Below are 16,462 nucleotides of genomic sequence, written 5' to 3'. Positions count from 1 at the left end.
AGATCGAAATCATCGGTATCGTCGACACCGTCAAGACCACCTGCACCGGCGTGGAAATGTTCCGCAAGCTGCTGGACCAGGGTCAAGCTGGCGACAACGTCGGCCTGCTGCTGCGCGGCACCAAGCGTGAAGACGTGCAACGTGGTCAAGTCCTGGCAAAGCCAGGCTCGATCAAGCCGCACAACCACTTCACCGGTGAGATCTACGTCCTGTCGAAAGACGAAGGCGGCCGCCACACCCCGTTCTTCAACAACTATCGTCCTCAGTTCTACTTCCGTACGACTGACGTGACCGGTTCGATCGAGCTGCCAGCAGACAAAGAAATGGTCATGCCAGGCGATAACGTCTCGATCACCGTCAAGCTGATCGCTCCGATCGCGATGGAAGAAGGTCTGCGCTTCGCAATCCGCGAAGGCGGCCGTACCGTCGGCGCCGGCGTTGTTGCAAAAATCCTGGCCTAATTCATCAGGCCGGGATCGCTGGATGGACTCCTCACGGAGTCTCTCCAGCACAACGATGGGGACAGACTTTTTGGTCTGTCCCCATCTGTTTGAGCGGGAACGATGCTATACTCCCGCCTCTTGAGCAGTACCGAAGTGTCTTGACCACATTGCCGGCAATAAGCCGGAACGTTCTTTTAAAGGAAATAGCATGTCCGCTAACCAGAAAATCCGTATTCGCCTCAAAGCATTCGACTACAAGCTGATCGACCAATCGGCTCTGGAAATCGTCGACACCGCCAAGCGTACCGGCGCCGTCGTCAAGGGCCCAGTCCCACTGCCAACCCGCATCCAGCGTTTCGACGTGCTGCGTTCGCCACACGTGAACAAGACCTCGCGCGACCAGTTCGAAATCCGTACGCACCAGCGTCTGATGGACATCGTGGACCCGACCGACAAGACCGTTGACGCACTGATGAAGCTGGACCTGCCAGCTGGCGTCGACGTCGAAATCAAGCTGCAGTAATACCGTATAAGTGCCGGCGGATTCGTCCGCCAGCGCTGCAAGGGCCGGATCGACCTTCAATGGGCGATCCGGCCCTTGTCATTTCAGCGTGGCGCATGCGGCTCGCATGAAGTGAGCAGCGGCGCACATCAATCGTTGTCCGTCAGGCATTGGCGTGATGTAATCGACATGTTTCGTTGTCCGATTGCCGCCCCATGCCTCAGCTTCCCTTTGCCCAGACCCTGCGCGCCACCTCATGGCGCGATCTCGCCGGCTTGGGCCTTGCTTCCCTGTTCCCGGTTTCTATCGTCAAGGTGTTTGCCCCCGATGCCGTCAAGCCCTTCCTGCGCAGCGCCGGCCTGGCAATACCCCTGCTGCTGATGATGGCGAAAGATCTCGCCCACGCGCCGGACGCCTGGCAGCGCCTGCGCGGCGCGCATGCGGCCCGGGCGTCATGGCATGCACGCGTGGCGGCGCTGCTGCCGCCCGAACTGGTGGGCATGCTGAAGCTCGACCGCCTGCTGTGGATCGGCTGCTGGCAACGCCTGCGGCGCCAGCCTGCGCCCGGTCCGCTGCCGGATGGCGTCGCGCTAGGCTATCTCGAACGCGGCGCCTACGACACCGCGACCGCCCTGGTGTTCGTGAGCCTGCTGCTGGAGTTGCCGGTCCACGTCCTGCTGCTGAACCTGTTCGTCAAGGACCCCAACCAGCTGGCCTTGCTGCACACCCTCGGCGCTGCCGCGGTGCTGTACACGCTGGCCTGGGTGCTGGGCGACCGCTGGCATATCGGAGCCGGGCGCCATGTCATGACCGACGAGGAACTCCACCTGCGCGTGGGTGCCCGCGTCGATGGCGTGCTGCCGTTGTCGGCGATCGCGCGCCTCGAGACGGTCGATGCGCCGCTGCCGGCCTGGCGCCGGCGCCACGGCGTGGCGCGCCGCGATACCCTGCTGGTGACGCCGTTCGACCAGCCGAACTGCGTGCTGGTACTTGCAGACGATGCGCGGGTCGACATCCTGCACTGGCAGGTGAAAAGGCGCCTGCCGCGCCATGTGTTCCTGTACCTCGACCGTCCCGAACTGCTGGCGACGCGGCTGTGCCGGCGGCTGACGGCTTGAAACGGCTCCCATTGCCGCAGATCGGCCCCGGTGCGCTGATCGTACTGGGCCATGTCCTGCTCGGATTCGCGCTGCTGCAGCACGGCGGCGCGCCAAGTCGTGGCCCCGAACCGGCGCCGCCCGAGTACATCGAGCTTGCCATCATCGCGGCGCCAAGGATGCCCGTGCCCGCAGCAGCCGCTGCCGAGCCTCGGCCGGCCCTCGTGTCACGCTCGCCGGCACGACGTCCAGCGGCAACGGCGCCCGTTGAACCGGCACGGGTGGCGGTGCCGGTCTTGGCCAATAAGGAAGCTTCCGCGGCCGAGGCGCCGGGAGCGACGGCGCAGCCGGGACGGATCGATATGGAGTCGTTGCGCGCGGCCGCGCGCCAGGTGGACAGCGAACATGGGCCGGTCGGGCTGGCGCCGCTGCGCGCCAGTGACGACAGCGACCTGTCGCGCGCGGTGCGAAGGGCGAAACACCCGGATTGCCAGACCAAGTATTCCGGCGGCACGGAAGTGAACTTACTGCTGCTGATCCCGCTCGCCATCGAGACGGTCACCGGCAAGGGCTGCAAGTGGTAGCAGCCCTGCCGTGAAAAGGGCTTATTTACTGCCAGTCTTCCAGCGCATGCCAAAACCGTAATGCCGATCCATCAGCTCATGCGCGCTGGTCATGCCCTGCTGCTGGAAGTACTCGGCCAGCTTGGTGATCACCAGGTTGCCGCCGCGGTTCTCGATCAGGGCGATCGCGCACATGATCTGGCGGTCGCCGCCATCGAGTTTCACTTCGACCGGCGCCTGGCCTGGCGCCGTGACCGTCACCACGCCATTGGTCACGCCCCAGTTGGCCGCGCCTTCGTAGATGAAGGAGAAGATCACCGCGCGCTTGATCTGGTCGAAGCGCTCGCCGTTGATGAACAGGTTCTCGCCATTGGCTGCGGCGCCGGTGCGGTCGTCGGCGTCGAGCTGGATGAAGGGCTCGCGCTCGTAGTCGCCGAAGGTGTTGCCCAGCGCCTGGACCAGGCCGCGGCGGCCATCGGCCAGCTCGTACATGCAGCCCAGGTCGAGGTCGATGCCGCTGCGGCCCTTGCGCGCCGCGCCGGCCTTGTTGGCCATTTCGCCTGCCTTGTTGGCAAGGTCGCCCGCCATGCTGGTCAGGCGGTCGAGGAAGCCGCCGCCGCGCGCGGCCGAGGAGGGCGGCGGTGGCGGTGAGGCTGGCGGCGGCGCGATCGCGGCCTGGTTCCAGTTCAGGTTGACGTGGATGCGGCCATAGCCGCCGCCGGGACGCTTGTCGAGCGAGATCTTGTCGCCGCGCTTGTCGAGGGTGACCTTGGACAGCGAGACCGCCGGCCTGGCCGGCGCCGGCGCTGGTGCCGGCGCTGGGGCAGGCACAGGCGCGGCTGGCGTCGATGCCCCAGCCTCGGTGCCGCCGAAGTTCGCCAGCAACGCCGACAGGCCACCATTGAAGCCCTGGCCGACGGCGCCGAAGCGCCACTGGCCGTCGCGGCGGTAGAGTTCGGCCACGATCAGCGCTTTCTCGTCGCCGAAGTCGGCGCCCGACCACGGGAAGCGCACCGCGCTGCCCAGCGAGAGGGAGCTGGCGCCCAGCGTGCGCATGGTGGCCGCGCCGTCGATCGCGGCCACGAACACGAGCTTCGCGATCGAGGCCGGCAGAGCGTCGAGGTTGATGGCGAAGCGCGCGCGCCCGCCATTCACGTCCAGGCGCACCGCGCCTTCGGGGCTCGCCAGCTGGTTATAGAACACCATATAGCGGTCGTCCGACAGCTTGTCGTTGGCATCGAGGCCGAAGCAGGAGACGTCGACCGAGGCGCCGTTGGCGGCGATCTCGACGTCGACATTGAAAACGTGGCCAGTGCCGAGATCGGCCAGCTTGCCCTTTTGTCCGCGTCCAAAGGTAGTCATGAGGGTTCTCCTTCCAGGAATGGTTTGTGGCCCAGGTCGGCGCGCGAGCCGAACAGGCGCGATTGTTCGAGGGTGCGCTCGGCCCAGGCGCGGTGGGTCGCGACTTCCTGCATCGCGTCGTCCATGCGGAATACCGCCGGGCTCGAGGCATCGAGGATGGCGCGCGCCACCGCCAGGTCTTGCGGCGTCACCTTGAAATGCTGCTCGATCGGCGCGATCTGGGTGGGATGAATGGCGGTCTTGCCGACCATGCCGTGGGCCAGGTCTTCGGTCACTTCCTGGTCCAGCAGTTCGGGCAGGTCGAGGTATTCGAATACCGGCGCGGTCAGCATGAAGCCGTAGGGACGGAAGGTCGTCACCAGGCGCGAGATGACCGGGCCGAGCGGCGTGCGATACAAGGTCATGCCGCGCGGGCGGCGCAGGCCGAGCAGGGCCAGTAGGTCGTTGCCGCCGATGCGCAGCGCCAGGATGCGATGCCGCACGCCAGGCGCTTCCAGCAAGGCGCGCAGCCCCAGCATCTCGCCGTCGTCGAAGGCTTCGGCGGTCTCCAGCGTCGGCATCAGCACGTGCCCGGTCTGGCGCACCAGCTTGAAATAGCTGTCGAAGTTGTGGCGCGTGATCTTGGGCAGCACGAAACCGGTCAGTTTCTCGGCGCCGGGCATGGCCAGCACGCGCGCCAGCACTTCGGGATTGCGCACCCGCACGAAGCGGTCGGCCGCCACGTCCAGGCGCATGTTCGCCAGCACCACCGACAGGTTGAACAGCGACCAGGAGAGTTCCCGGTCGGCGATCGCATCCTCGGTACAGAAGATCAGCGAGCGCGCGTGCGGCAGGCGGTCGCCGTTGGCGATCGCGGTCAGGTTCTTGTGATTGGCCGGCACGTACAGCGACGCGCCCAGTGATTTAGCCATCCGATGCACTCCTGATCAGGGATATTGCGTGATAGGGCAGGTCCGGGTCGATCTCGACCGGCACCTGTTTTTCTTCGGCCAGCACGGCCAGGTGGGCCACTTCGGCGGCGCCAGGGTCGCGCAGCACGACCAGGCGCGGCACGCGGCGCAGCAGCACGCGCGTGGCTTCGCCGATGCCGGGCTTGACCAGGTTGACGTCGGCCACGCCGTAGCGCCGCATCGCCTGGCCGATATAGGTTTGCGAGCGTTCGCGCGCCGCAGCGGCGTCGATCGGCTCGACGCGCGACAGCGTGCCCGATTGCGTCCACGCCAGCGACAGTGCCGACACTACCAGTTCGTCGGCGAACGATTGCGAGCGGTCGGCATCCGCGAACTGCTCGTAGAACACGCAGCCGTGGAAGTCGTCGGCGCGCATGTCCTCGCTCATCACGGTGCGGCTCACCAGGCCCGATACCGTGGCGTTCAGGATGCTCGACGGGATCAGGTAGTCGTCGCACGAGGCCGCGCAGGCGGCGGCGCCGGCCAGGTCGGACAGCACGTGCAGGCCGGCGTCGATATGGGTCCCGTGGCGCACGTTGAATACTTCGACCGAGCTGGCCAGCTCGCGTGCGATCACGCCCTTGCCGGTCCAGCCGTCGAGGAAGACGATGCTGTCCGCCTGGTGCCCGTGCGCCAGGATGTGGCGCAGGGCCGCGGCGTCGATGCCGCGGTCGCGCACGATCGATACCGAGTAATGCGCGACGTCGCGCCCGAACAGCTCGCGCAGCAGGCGCGCGACCACTACGCCGACCGGGGTTCCGGCGCGCGCCAGCGAGACCAGCGCCAGCCGGTGCTGCGGGCGTGCGGCGATCAGCTGGGCCAGGCGCAGGCAGTCGCGCGCCATGCGCGCATTATTGGCGCGGCAGGCTTCGTCGAACAGCCGCATATAGCGTTCCGACGGCGTCGATTCGGGCGACAGCATCTGGCTGTAGTGACGGCGGCCGCTCTGGATCAGGGCTTCCTTCTCGGCCACGTCGACGAAGCCCTGCTGCGGCAGGCGCCGCAGCAGGAAGCTGACCTCGCCCGCGCGGTAGCTGCCGGAAAAATTCTCCCAGCCGCTCACAGTGCCCCCACCGTGATGCCGGCGAGCTGGGTGCCGCGCGGGATGATGGCGTAGTCGCAGGCGGCCATGAAGCGCGCGTCCGAGCGGCTGTCGCCCATGCCGAAGGTGACGATCTCGCCATGCTCCGCCTTCAGGCGCGCGGTGATGTGGGCCACCGCATTGGCCTTGTTCAGCGCCTTGGGCAGGATCGCCAGGTTATTGCCGTTGCGGTGGATGAAGTAGTCGCGGCCGCCATCCTCGATCCAGGGCCGTACTACGTTTTCTTCGAGCGGCGCCAGGCGCCCGGCCTGTTTGTCGGGATCCTTCACCACCAGGAAGAACGGTGTCGCGAAATCCTCGATCATGCGCGCGCGGCCGCCATAGCCGGTGCGCGCGCAGTGTTCGTCGATGTGGGCGGCCAGCTCCTGCAGGCCGGGCAGGGCCGTGTGCATGGCGGCGCGCATGCGGTCCAGCCAGGGCTGGTCGACCGCGCCGCCCGGTTCCAGCACCACGCCGCCATAATCGATGACGGCGAAGCTCTCGAACGGCAGCGAGACCCGGCGCAGGCCGTCGAGGTCGCGCGCGGTGGTCGGGATCATCGTCATCCCGTCCTGCAGCAGCGCCAGGAAGGAGCGCTGGGCCGGCGTGGTGTATGAACAGATGCTGCCGTCCTTGTAATAGGCGGCCGGCTCGAGCGCGCCCGGGGTGTCCCGGTGCGCGCCGCATTTGCCGAAGGTCTGGAACAGCGTATCGTCCAGGTCAGCGAACAGGAACTTCTTCAACGTGGTCCTCGGACTGGAAGTGGAACAGGCGCGCGTCGAGCAGGCGCGCCAGCTGGTGCAGCGCCGGGCCGGGCGCGGTCTCGTGGCAGGCCAGCACGTGGTCGTACTGGCCGGGCGCGACGTTGTACAGGTAGTTGGCGATGCCTTCGCCGTAGTTGTCGGGGAAGGTCAAGGCATGGTCTACCGCGCCCCAGGTGAGGATCGGCGAGCGCGTGGTCGACTGCACCACCACGTCCACCCCACGGCGCTGCAGGGCGGCGCCGAGCAGGGTCGAAGCGTGCATGAATTCGCCGGTACCCAGCACCAGCACCCGGCTGCCGGGTGCGAATTCGCCCGCCAGGCGCGCGGCCAGCCCCTCGGGCGCGCGCAGGGCGCGCGCGCTGCCGAGGCGTCCAAAGTCGGTGCTGGCGCCGCGGTCGGCGTGTTCTTGGTAGCGCTGGGCCGCGCCCTGGTCGGGCGGCAGCGCGCCTTGCGCGAATGTGAATTCACCTTCGATGAGCGCACCGCTCGTGACCGGTATGCCGAAGCGGCTGTCCAGCGCGTCGGTCGCGGTGCGGCCCATGAAATTGGTGATCGTGGCCAGGTGCACGCGCTCCAGGCCGGGATTGAGGCGGCGGCAGGCGGCGGCCAGATTGACGAAGGTATTGCCGGTGCTGGCTTCATCGTCGACCAGCACCAGGGTGCGCGCGGCGAGCAGCAGGGCCTGCAGCCCGGGCTCGAGCGGCGCGTGCAGGAACTGGCGCGGCGCGTGGCTGTGCGCTTCCTCGAATTCGATCAGCGGGCCGTTGCCGACCCGGTAGCGGGTGGTGTGCAGGAACAGCGCCTGCTGGCCCGGATGGGCGCGCAGCCAGGCTTCGAACACGCCCTGGCCCAGGCCGATCGCGGTTTCCGCCATGGCGATGAAGACCACCGGGCCCTGGACCGCGCCGCCAAGCGGCGGCACGGTCGCGGCCAGGCGCTCGTGCACCATCAGCATGTCGATCGGACGCGCCGGCCAGTGCTTGCCGAGCACCTTGCTCAGGAACAGGAAGCCGCGCTTGGCGTTGGCGCGGGCGGCAAAGCCGAGCAGGGCGTCGAGTTCGGCGGCGCCGCTGTCGATGCGCAGGTCGAGCGTGCCGGTCGGGAGTTCGATACGCTGCACCGAGGCGGACAGGGATGCGGGATGCGGTGCGTTCATGCCAGCTCCGTCGCGACGCTGACCTCGGCCACGCGCATGCCATGGCGCGGCGTCGGTATGTCGAGGTCATCGTAACCGCAGGCGAAGCCGCGCAGCGCGATATACGGCAGGTTCGGACCGGCCAGGCAGGCCATGCCGATCCCGCCCGACATGCGCGGATTGATTTCCAGCAGGCGCGGACGTCCGCCGCCTTCGCGGAACTGGGCGTTGAAGACGCCATTGAGCTGGTAGTCGGCGGCTAGGGTCGCCGTCGCGTCCAGGATGTCCTGGCGCATGTCGATCAGCTGGCCGCTGCCGGCCTGCGGCAGCTTGCGGCGCACCACGGCGCTGACCAGGCGCCCATGGTCGCCCACGCAGTCGACGCTGTACTCGGGACCATCCAGGAATTCCATCAGCAGCATGGTGGGAAAGGTGTCCATATCGGCCAGCCCGCGGCGCAGGTCCTGGTAACCGATGTGGTACTCGACACCTTTCATCAGCAGCGCAGCGCTGCTGCGCTCCTCGTCGACGATGGCGAAGCCCAGGCCATAGATGCCGTGCGCCGGCTTGATGCACAGTTTCTTGTAATGCGGGCGCAATTCGGCATAGGCGGCGTCGAACTGTTCCAGGTTCTCGAAGGGACGGAAGGCGGCCACCGGCGCGTCCGGCAGCACCGTCGCTGCGTAGAAGTCGGCCTTGTCGTGGATGCGTTTCAGTTGCGCCGGCGGGGCGGCGCTGAGCACGCGGGTGCCCACGTCGGCGAAGCGCGCGTGTTCGGCGGCGAGGGTGGTCGCTTCGCGGCCCGGCACGAACACGTCGATCCCGTGGTCGCGGCAGAACGTAAGGCACCAGTCGACGTAGGCGTCGCCTTTCAGGCCGGTGGGCTCGACATGGAATTCATGGGCCAGGCGCGCGGCCGGTGCATGGCGGTTGGCGTTGCTGTGGATGATGGTGAAACGGCCTTCGGTATCGGCCTCGCGGATCAGCTTGATCGCCGCGTTCACGGACGAAAACGTCCTGTTGTACCAGACGCGCATGTGGGCTCTCTTGATGAATGATCGGCCACTGGCGTGGCATTGCTGGTCCGCGCCAGGCGGCGCGGACCGTCAGGGAAGATCCCTGGTTGAACGCTTAGACGTTGACGCCGAACGAGCGGGCCAGCGGACCGAGGCCGCCCTTGAAGCCCTGGCCGACGGCGCGGAACTTCCATTCGCTGCCGGCGCGGTACAGCTCACCGAAGATCATCGCGGTCTCGGTCGAGCTGTCTTCGGACAGGTCGTAGCGCGCGATCTCGGCTTCGCCGGCGGCGTTCAGGCAGCGGATATAGGCCTTGCCCACCTGGCCGAAGTTCTGGCGGCGCGCATCGGCGTCGTGGATGGTGACGCAGAACGAGACCTTGTCGATGTCGGCCGGCACGCGCGCCAGGTCGACCGTCAGCTTCTCGTCGTCGCCCTCGCCCTGGCCGTCGGTGTTGTCGCCGGCGTGGGTCACCGACCCGTCGCTCGATTTGAGGTTGTTGTAGAAGATGAAGTCGGTATCGCCGCGGACCTTGGCGTCGGCCTTCAGCAGGAAGGCGCTGCCGTCCAGGTCGAAGGCGGAACCGTCGGTCGAGCGTGGATCCCAGCCCAGGCCGATGATGACCTTGGTGAGGCCCGGTGCTTCCTTGCTCAGGTTGACGTTGCCGCCTTTTTGCAGACTGATTGCCATGCGAACTCCTTTTCCGTTGAGGGATGAAATGGACGGCGATGTTCGTGCCGCCATCGGGGATGCATCCGCCAATATAGGCGGTAATTGATCAATTGTACATGGGGCTGGACTGGCCGGTTTTCAACATTTTTCATAGAGGTATGTACGTACTTACGCCGCGGAAAGGTCCCGGAATGTCACATTTCCTGGTTTGGAGGATCAGGCAAAAAGTGCCCAGCTTCCGGCAACGGGAGAGCATGGGCGAACCCGATACTGGCTGCTCTTCCACCCCACCCGAAGGAGCACACCATGAACAGGATCGCACTCGTCACCGGCGCCAGCCGCGGCCTCGGCCGCAACACCGCAATGCACATCGCCAGGAAGGGCGGCGATGTGATCGTCACCTACCAGAGCCGCGAGCAGGACGCCCAGGCCGTAGTCGATGAAATCCGCGCCATGGGCCGCAAGGCGCTGGCGCTGCGGCTCGACGTCGGCAATATCGGCAGTTTCGCGGCCTTCGCCGACCTGCTGCGCGCCGGCCTGCGCGACACCTGGGGCCGCGACAGCTTCGACCACCTGGTCAACAACGCCGGCCACGGCGACATGGCGCCCTTCCTCGACACCACCGAGGCCCAGTTCGACCGCCTGGTCGACGTCCATTTCAAGGGCGTGTTCTTCCTCACGCAAGCCCTGCTGCCGCTGCTGGCCGACGGCGGGCGCATCGTCAACCTGTCGACCGGCCTGACCCGCGTCTCCTTCCCCGGCTTCGGCGCCTATGCGGCGGTGAAGGGCGCGGTCGAGGTGTTGAGCGTTTATCTGGCGAAGGAATTGGGTGGCCGCGGCATCGCCGTCAACACGGTGGCGCCGGGCGCCATCGAAACCGACTTCCTGGGCGGCGCGGTGCGCGACACGCCGGACCTGAACGGTGTCTTCGCCGGCATGACTGCGCTCGGACGGGTCGGGGTGCCGGACGATATCGGCCCCATGATCGCGAGCCTGCTGGGGGACGAGAACCGCTGGGTCAATGGCCAGCGGATCGAGGTGTCGGGTGGGCAGACAATCTGATTCAGGCGGCCTGCAAGCGCCCCTGGACGGCGTTGACCTCGCGTACCGGCGGCAGCCCGAACATGCGCCCGTACTCACGCGTGAACTGCTGCACGCTTTCATAGCCCACGGCATGCGCGGCCTGGCTGGCGCCGGCGCCCTCGGCAAGCATCAGGCGGCGCGCCTCGATCAGGCGCAGCTGCTTCTGGAATTGCAGCGGCGTGAGCGAGGTCACCGCGCGAAAGTGATGGTGGAAGGACGAGGGACTCATGCCGGCCAGCGCCGCCAGGCTTTCGACCGGCAGCCGCTGCGCATAGTCGCGGCGCAGGACAGCGACCGCGCGCGCCACGCGCCGCACATGGCTGTCGGGCAGGCCGAGGCGGCCGATCGCGGCGCCATGGCGGCCCGCCAGCAGCCAATAGTGGAATTCGCGGATCAAGGCATCTTGCAGCACCGGGATCGAGGCCGGCCGCTCGATCAGGCGCATCAGGCGCAGGGCGGTGTCGTGCAGGTGGGCGTCGGTCGGTTCGTTGCGCACCGGCGCCGCGTCGCCTTCATCGAGCGCGGCCATCTCGGTCGAGAGGCCGGCGATCACGGCCGGATCCAGGTCCAGCACCAGCGAGCAATAGGGCGCGGCGGCGCTGGCCTCTGTCACCTGGCTGACAGTAGGCACGTCGGCCATGACCAGCAAGGAATCCCCCGCATTGAAGGTGAACGAGGCGCTGCCCATGGCGACCTGCTTGCTGCCCTGCAGGACCAGGCAGGCCAGTGGACGCGCGATCTGGTAGGCCAGCGCCGACCGTTCGGACGAACGGATCGCCACCAGGCCGGGGATCGGCGTGTGCGCCACGCCGTCGCGGTCGGCGTGGTGGTTCGCATGGCGCAGCACGATGTCGAGAAGTTCGCTCTTCATGTGCGCCAGTGTAGACCATCCTAGGCGGCCCTGGCGTCGCCGGCGTCGGACTTGTGCAGCGACGTCACCGGCCCCGGCTCCGGCTGCGCCGGGGTGGCCGCGCGCGCCAGCGTCACCGTCTGCACCGGCAGCGCCAGCGCCACGCCGCGCTGTTCCAGGCCGTCCAGGATGGCCAGGTAGATTTCCTGCTGCGTCGTCATGTAGACGGCATAGTCGGTGTTGTCGACGTAGTACACTGTTTCATAGTTGAAGCTGGGGGCGGCGATGCTGGAGAGGTGGGCGCGGTCGAAGCGCACCTGAGGCTGGGCGCTGACGATCTCCTTGATCATCTCCGACAGTTCGCGCAGCACCGGCGCCGGCGTCAGGTGGCTCACTGCGAACTGGAACACGACGCGGCGCGATTCCATCCGGCGCAGGTTCTGCACGCGGCTGGTGAGCAGGTCGTTGTTCGAGAACACGATCTGCTCGCCCGAGAGGCTGCGCACCCGGGTGGTCTTGAGGCCGATCTTTTCGACCGTGCCCAGCATGGTGCCGACGATGATGAAGTCGCCGACCACGAACGGCTTGTCGAGCACGATCGAGAGCGAGGCGAACAGGTCGCCCAGGATGCTCTGCACCGCCAGCGCGATGGCGATGCCGCCGATGCCCAGGCTGGCCACCAGGGTGGTGATGTTCACGCCCAGGTTGTCCAGGATCATCAGCGCCACCACCGCCCACAGCAGCACCCGCACCAGGAAGGTGATCGCGGCCGACGAGGTGATGCGGTCCGGGTCTTCGCTGCGCTCGGCGCGCTTGGCCTTGAGCCAGGTGCGCAGCGCGTGGTCGCCCCAGATCGCGACCTGGACCAGGACTGCCGTGATGGCGACCCGGCTCATGAACAGTTGCGCCTTGTCGGACAAGGCCAGGAAGCTGGCGCCGGCATAGAGCCCGACGATGAGCAGCACCAGCAGCTTGGTCGAACGCAGCGCCGCCACCGCGATATCGTCCCATTTGGCGTCGGTGCTCGCAGCGAGAACTGCCAGGCGCCGCGCCAGGATCGATTTGACGGCGTCGAGTCCGGCCGCGACGGCGGCCACCACGACCAGTGCGACCAGCCAGTCGGCGACCGGATTTTTCAGGATGAGGTATTCCATCACTGTCGTATTTCCCTTTTCAGTTGTTTGTCAGGCGGCGGAACGTTCGTCCGCCGCATCGTCGGCGCCAGCGGCCGGCAGGGCCGCCAGCGTGGCCAGGAAGTCGTCGCCCCAGCGCGTCACGTCGCGGTCGTTCACGATCGCGGCCATGCGTCCGGAGCGGTAGGCCACTTCGTCGGCGCCCATGGTCAGCGCGTGGTACAGGGTCGCGCTCATCGCATTGCGGTCATAGGGATTGACCAGCAGCGCCCCGTGCAGCTCGACCGCGGCGCCGGCGAATTCGGACAGCACCAGCGTGCCCGGACGCCCGATGGCGTGGCGGGTGGCGACGTATTCCTTGGCCACCAGGTTCAGGCCGTCGCGCAGCGGCGTGATCCAGGCGACGTCGCAGGCGGCGTAGTGGGCCACCACCTCTTCGAAGGGCAGCGAACGGTAGAAGTAGCGCACCGGCACCCAGTCCAGGGTCGAGAAGCGGCCGTTGATGCGACCGACCACGCGGTCCAGTTCTTCGCGCAGGCTGTCATAGATATCCATGCCCGAGGCCGCCGGCGTGATGATGTTGATCAGCATGACCTTGCCCAGCAGTTCGGGATGCTGTTCCAGCATCCTTTCATAGGCCTGCAGTTTTTCCAGCGAACCCTTCACGTAGTCGAGGCGCTCGATCGAGATGATGCCGGTGCGGCCATCGAGGTAGGTATCCCATTCCTCGAGCTGGCGCTGGACGTCGGCGGTCTTTGCCAGGTCTTCGATCAGGCCCGCATTGGTGCCCACCGGATGGGCGCCGAGGGTCACGCGGCGCCCGCCCACTTCGAGCACGGTGTGCATGCGGTCGACCCCGAGCGCGCAACCGAAGGTCAGGTAGCGCGGCGCGCACGGCACCGCGCCGCCCACCTCGACCGGCGCGCAGGAGCGTGCGGCGTCGACGAAGTTCTCGACATAGCGCGGAATGTGGAAGCCCACGTAGTCGCACTGCAGCAAGCTGCCGATGATGTCGTTGCGCCACGGCAGGATGTTGAACACGTCGGACGATGGAAACGCCGTATGGTGGAAGAAGGCGATCGTCAGGTCGGGCCGCAGCGGTCGCAGGAAGGCCGGCACCATCCACAGGTTGTAGTCGTGGATCCAGGCGGTGGCGCCGGGCGCCGCCTCGCGTGCGGTCTGCTCGGCGAACAGGCGGTTCACCTCGAGAAAGCGTTCCCAGTGGTCCTGGCGGAATTCGGCCTTGTCGGGGAAGGAGAAGATGATCGGCCAGAACGCCTCCTTCGAGAATTTTTTATAGAACTGGTCGATGTCGTCTTCGGTCAGGGGGATCCGCGCCGCCTTCAGTTGCGGATAGCGCTGGGCATCGACCGCGACGTGCGGGATGAAGCCGGTTGGCGTGCGGCTTGCCTGCTGCGACCAGGCCACCCACGAACCCTTGCGCCCGCCCGCGAAAAAGCTGAGCAGGGTCGGCATGATGCCGTTCGGGCTTTTCGGACGGCGCTGGCAGGTCACGCCGTTTTCCACCACTTCGTCGTAGGGCAGGCGGTGATAGACCATGACCAGCTCGGCCTCGCCATACGACGTCGCCTCGTTGGATGCGGCGTCGCCATCGAGGCGCAGGCCGTGGCGGGCGAAGGCTTGCAGGATGCCGCCGCAGCCGGCGGCGTCGGCCACCACCACGCGCGGCATCTTGCGCACCGCCTGCACCAGCGCCGGCTCGGCGGCGCCGACCACCACGCCGCGAAAGCCCGCCTCGAACATCGACAGGTCGTTGAGGGTGTCGCCGGCGACCACGATATGGGCCGGATCGAAGCCGGCCACTTCGGCCAGGCGGCGCACCGCCACGCCCTTGCCGACGCCGCGCGGCAGCACGTCGAGATAGCGGCCGGCCGAGAACAGCAGGTCGCAGTCGAGGGCGTCCACCGCAGCGCGCAATGCGGGCGTGATGGCGTCCTCGGTGGCATAGAAGGAGACGCGGCGTTCCTGCGGCACCGACTGGCGCACCAGTTCGGGGAAGCCGGCCAGCGCCTTCAATACCGCCTGGCTGCCCGGCCAGCGCGACGCGATTTTCTGCGCCAGCGGTTCGACCGGCCGCAGGTCGGCATCGACGATCGTGGCGCCGACGTCGGCGATGATGTAATGGGGCCGGGGAACGGTGGGATCGGACAGCAGGGGAATGACGGTTTCCAGGCCGCGGCCGGTGACGAACACCAGCCTGGCGTCTGGCAGGGCGCCCGAAAACAGTTCGCGGATATGGCGCCGTGCCTCGTGGGTGCCGGCCAGCAGCGTGCCATCGAGGTCGGTGGCCAGCACCAGGCGTGAGGGATCGAGCTGGCGTGGCCAGTGGCGGGATTCAATGACGGTCATTCTTCATCCTTTGCAGCGATGCGTCCGCCCCATACAGCCGGGGTTGGGTGGCGGACCGGGTCTGGGCCCACGATGCTCGCCGGGGAGGCGCGCGGGCCGGAGAAAGGCGGGCGGTGCGGATCGGCGCGATGTTCTACGCAGTGCTCTATATGGATACGCGATCGACACACCGGCTTATCGCCAGGCGGAAGAGGACAGGAAACGCCGGCATGGATGCCGGAATCACGTGCGCCAGGTGCGCGCGACATTTCCTACCTCGAAGTGCATTTGTACAATAGCATTTCACGGCGGCATCGACAACCCGCGATTTCGCAGCGCCGCAAACCGCCGGTCGTCGTCAACGCGCGGCAAATCGATGCACAGGTGAAAAAAGCTATGTGAAAAAAGCTATTGCAAAACTGCGAGCAGGGCTCGTATAATTCGGCTCCCCGGGCGGTTAGTTCAGCTGGTTAGAATACTTGGTCGACATCCAAGGGGTCGCAGGTTCGAATCCTGCACCGCCCACCAGACTTCCAGATCGCAGGCTCCCAGCAATGGTCGTAGCCTGTAGAGAAAAGGCGCAGCGGTGTGCCTTTTCTGTGCCGTTCAGCTCGAACGGATTCTTCTTTCTCCAGTTACTGCGAAAAGCGCAACAGGCCGGTCTTGACTCCGATTTTTCCTGTTGCGCCGAAGCCTTTTGCGCGTTATACTAGCCGGCTTCGGTATGGGTGCCTCTTTTATTACCCATATTATTTAGTAGTTCAACTACCCCCGCCCAATCGTAGGTGGGAATGGAGAAAAAATGAGCTTGGGCCTTCTCGGTCGCAAGGTTGGCATGATGCGTATCTTCACGGATGACGGCGATTCGATCCCTGTCACTGTGCTGGATGTGTCGAACAACCGTGTCGCGCAAATCAAAACCCCTGAAACTGATGGCTACACCGCAGTTCAGGTCGTCTACGGCCAACGTCGCGCTTCGCGCGTGACCAAAGCTGCTGCCGGTCACTTCGCCAAAGCTGGCGTCGAAGCCGGTACGATGCTGAAAGAATTCCGCATCGATTCCACCAAAGCCGCCGAACTCAAAGCCGGTGACACCATCGATGCTTCGCTGTTCGAAGTGGGCCAGAAAATCGACGTGCAAGGCACCTCGATCGGTAAGGGCTACGCCGGTACCATCAAGCGTCACAACTTCGCCTCGGGTCGCCAGACCCACGGTAACTCGCGTTCGCACAACGTTCCTGGCTCGATCGGTATGGCCCAGGATCCAGGCCGCGTGTTCCCAGGCAAGCGCATGACCGGTCACATGGGCGACGTTACCGTCACCACCCAGAACCTGGAAGTGGCTCGCATCGACACCGAACGTCAGCTGCTGCTGATCAAGGGTGCCGTTCCTGGCGCGAAGAACGGCCAAGTGGTCGTCAAGCCAGCTGTCAAAACCAAAGCCAAGAAAGGAGCGTAAGC

At 66.3% G+C, this 16,462-nt stretch carries 16 protein-coding genes and 1 tRNA gene; 7 read left to right on the top strand and 10 right to left on the bottom strand.

Annotated features, from left to right (window positions below; all coding sequences use genetic code 11):
* The 4 genes from E8M83_RS05480 to E8M83_RS05465 all read left to right on the top strand — a co-directional run.
* The coding region (locus E8M83_RS05480) for an EF-Tu/IF-2/RF-3 family GTPase (protein ID WP_267874184.1) at positions 1-461 on the top strand (461 nt) is incomplete at its 5' end.
* A 190-nt stretch (positions 462-651) separates the two neighbouring features.
* Positions 652-966, top strand: coding sequence for a 30S ribosomal protein S10 (gene rpsJ, locus E8M83_RS05475; RefSeq protein WP_136219921.1), 315 nt, complete (start codon positions 652-654; stop codon positions 964-966).
* Between the two features lie 194 nt (positions 967-1,160).
* Positions 1,161-2,063 (top strand): hypothetical protein, encoded by a 903-nt coding sequence (locus tag E8M83_RS05470; protein ID WP_137172352.1) that lies wholly within the window; start codon positions 1,161-1,163, stop codon positions 2,061-2,063.
* Positions 2,060-2,626 carry a hypothetical protein gene (locus E8M83_RS05465; RefSeq protein ID WP_137172351.1) on the top strand — a complete coding sequence of 189 codons (567 nt, stop codon included), beginning with the start codon at positions 2,060-2,062 and terminating at the stop codon, positions 2,624-2,626. Before E8M83_RS05470 ends, E8M83_RS05465 begins: the two co-directional genes overlap by 4 nt.
* A gap of 21 nt (positions 2,627-2,647) precedes the next feature.
* Here the strand turns inward: E8M83_RS05465 and E8M83_RS05460 are convergent, their stop codons facing one another.
* The 7 genes from E8M83_RS05460 to E8M83_RS05430 all read right to left on the bottom strand — a co-directional run bounded on the left by E8M83_RS05460 (position 2,648) and on the right by E8M83_RS05430 (position 9,604).
* Complete coding sequence (locus tag E8M83_RS05460) at positions 2,648-3,967, bottom strand: TerD family protein (RefSeq protein WP_137172350.1); 1,320 nt, start codon at positions 3,965-3,967, stop codon at positions 2,648-2,650.
* The gene (locus E8M83_RS05455) at positions 3,964-4,878 is read right to left on the bottom strand and encodes an HpcH/HpaI aldolase/citrate lyase family protein (protein ID WP_137172349.1); all 915 of its coding nucleotides are present in this window, start codon (positions 4,876-4,878) and stop codon (positions 3,964-3,966) included. Before E8M83_RS05455 ends, E8M83_RS05460 begins: the two co-directional genes overlap by 4 nt.
* Positions 4,871-5,980, bottom strand: a complete 1,110-nt coding sequence (locus E8M83_RS05450; protein WP_137172348.1) for a cysteine protease StiP family protein — start codon at positions 5,978-5,980, stop codon at positions 4,871-4,873. The genes E8M83_RS05455 and E8M83_RS05450 overlap by 8 nt, the downstream gene beginning before the upstream one ends.
* A complete protein-coding gene (locus E8M83_RS05445) occupies positions 5,977-6,741 on the bottom strand; it encodes a hypothetical protein (RefSeq protein ID WP_137172347.1) in 765 nt (254 codons plus the stop codon). The genes E8M83_RS05450 and E8M83_RS05445 overlap by 4 nt, the downstream gene beginning before the upstream one ends.
* Entirely contained in the window at positions 6,719-7,918 is a 1,200-nt protein-coding gene (locus E8M83_RS05440) for a phosphoribosyltransferase domain-containing protein (protein ID WP_137172346.1), read from the bottom strand. The genes E8M83_RS05445 and E8M83_RS05440 overlap by 23 nt, the downstream gene beginning before the upstream one ends.
* Complete coding sequence (locus E8M83_RS05435) at positions 7,915-8,934, bottom strand: ATP-grasp domain-containing protein (RefSeq protein ID WP_137172345.1); 1,020 nt, start codon at positions 8,932-8,934, stop codon at positions 7,915-7,917. The genes E8M83_RS05440 and E8M83_RS05435 overlap by 4 nt, the downstream gene beginning before the upstream one ends.
* A 94-nt stretch (positions 8,935-9,028) precedes the next feature.
* On the bottom strand, positions 9,029-9,604 hold the full coding sequence (locus E8M83_RS05430) for a TerD family protein (RefSeq protein ID WP_137172344.1): 576 nt from the start codon (positions 9,602-9,604) through the stop codon (positions 9,029-9,031).
* A 288-nt stretch (positions 9,605-9,892) separates the two neighbouring features.
* On the opposite strand from E8M83_RS05430, the gene E8M83_RS05425 reads away from it, so the two are divergent.
* Entirely contained in the window at positions 9,893-10,648 is a 756-nt protein-coding gene (locus E8M83_RS05425; RefSeq protein WP_137172343.1) for an SDR family NAD(P)-dependent oxidoreductase, read from the top strand.
* Between the two features lies 1 nt (position 10,649).
* On the opposite strand, the gene E8M83_RS05420 is transcribed toward E8M83_RS05425, so the two are convergent.
* From E8M83_RS05420 to ggpS, 3 genes are read right to left on the bottom strand one after another with little or no spacing between them, the layout of a single operon-like run.
* Positions 10,650-11,540, bottom strand: a complete 891-nt coding sequence (locus E8M83_RS05420; RefSeq protein ID WP_137172342.1) for an AraC family transcriptional regulator — start codon at positions 11,538-11,540, stop codon at positions 10,650-10,652.
* Between the two features lie 20 nt (positions 11,541-11,560).
* Positions 11,561-12,673, bottom strand: coding sequence for a mechanosensitive ion channel family protein (locus E8M83_RS05415; protein WP_137172341.1), 1,113 nt, complete (start codon positions 12,671-12,673; stop codon positions 11,561-11,563).
* Between the two features lie 30 nt (positions 12,674-12,703).
* Complete coding sequence (gene ggpS / locus E8M83_RS05410) at positions 12,704-15,022, bottom strand: glucosylglycerol-phosphate synthase (RefSeq protein WP_137172340.1); 2,319 nt, start codon at positions 15,020-15,022, stop codon at positions 12,704-12,706.
* Positions 15,023-15,452: 430 nt separating this feature from the next.
* On the opposite strand from ggpS, the gene E8M83_RS05405 reads away from it, so the two are divergent.
* Positions 15,453-15,529, top strand: a tRNA-Val gene (locus tag E8M83_RS05405).
* Positions 15,530-15,803: 274 nt separating this feature from the next.
* A complete protein-coding gene (gene rplC, locus E8M83_RS05400; RefSeq protein WP_137172339.1) occupies positions 15,804-16,460 on the top strand; it encodes a 50S ribosomal protein L3 in 657 nt (218 codons plus the stop codon).
* The last annotated feature ends 2 nt before the right edge of the window (positions 16,461-16,462 follow it).

It is taken from the genome of Massilia sp. HP4, assembly GCF_005222695.1.
Taxonomy (GTDB): domain Bacteria; phylum Pseudomonadota; class Gammaproteobacteria; order Burkholderiales; family Burkholderiaceae_D; genus Telluria.
This window is presented reverse-complemented; position numbering and strand designations above follow the sequence as displayed.

What these genes read in the sequence shown, in the direction of transcription:
- E8M83_RS05470 (WP_137172352.1), top strand. Translation starts at nt 1,161, where the DNA reads ATGCCTCAGCTTCCCTTTGCCCAGACCCTGCGCGCCACCTCATGGCGC.
- E8M83_RS05440 (WP_137172346.1), bottom strand. Translation starts at nt 7,918, where the DNA reads ATGAACGCACCGCATCCCGCATCCCTGTCCGCCTCGGTGCAGCGTATC.
- E8M83_RS05425 (WP_137172343.1), top strand. Translation starts at nt 9,893, where the DNA reads ATGAACAGGATCGCACTCGTCACCGGCGCCAGCCGCGGCCTCGGCCGC.
- ggpS (WP_137172340.1), bottom strand. Translation starts at nt 15,022, where the DNA reads ATGACCGTCATTGAATCCCGCCACTGGCCACGCCAGCTCGATCCCTCA.
- E8M83_RS05460 (WP_137172350.1), bottom strand. Translation starts at nt 3,967, where the DNA reads ATGACTACCTTTGGACGCGGACAAAAGGGCAAGCTGGCCGATCTCGGC.
- E8M83_RS05415 (WP_137172341.1), bottom strand. Translation starts at nt 12,673, where the DNA reads ATGGAATACCTCATCCTGAAAAATCCGGTCGCCGACTGGCTGGTCGCA.
- E8M83_RS05420 (WP_137172342.1), bottom strand. Translation starts at nt 11,540, where the DNA reads ATGAAGAGCGAACTTCTCGACATCGTGCTGCGCCATGCGAACCACCAC.
- rpsJ (WP_136219921.1), top strand. Translation starts at nt 652, where the DNA reads ATGTCCGCTAACCAGAAAATCCGTATTCGCCTCAAAGCATTCGACTAC.
- E8M83_RS05430 (WP_137172344.1), bottom strand. Translation starts at nt 9,604, where the DNA reads ATGGCAATCAGTCTGCAAAAAGGCGGCAACGTCAACCTGAGCAAGGAA.
- E8M83_RS05455 (WP_137172349.1), bottom strand. Translation starts at nt 4,878, where the DNA reads ATGGCTAAATCACTGGGCGCGTCGCTGTACGTGCCGGCCAATCACAAG.
- E8M83_RS05435 (WP_137172345.1), bottom strand. Translation starts at nt 8,934, where the DNA reads ATGCGCGTCTGGTACAACAGGACGTTTTCGTCCGTGAACGCGGCGATC.
- rplC (WP_137172339.1), top strand. Translation starts at nt 15,804, where the DNA reads ATGAGCTTGGGCCTTCTCGGTCGCAAGGTTGGCATGATGCGTATCTTC.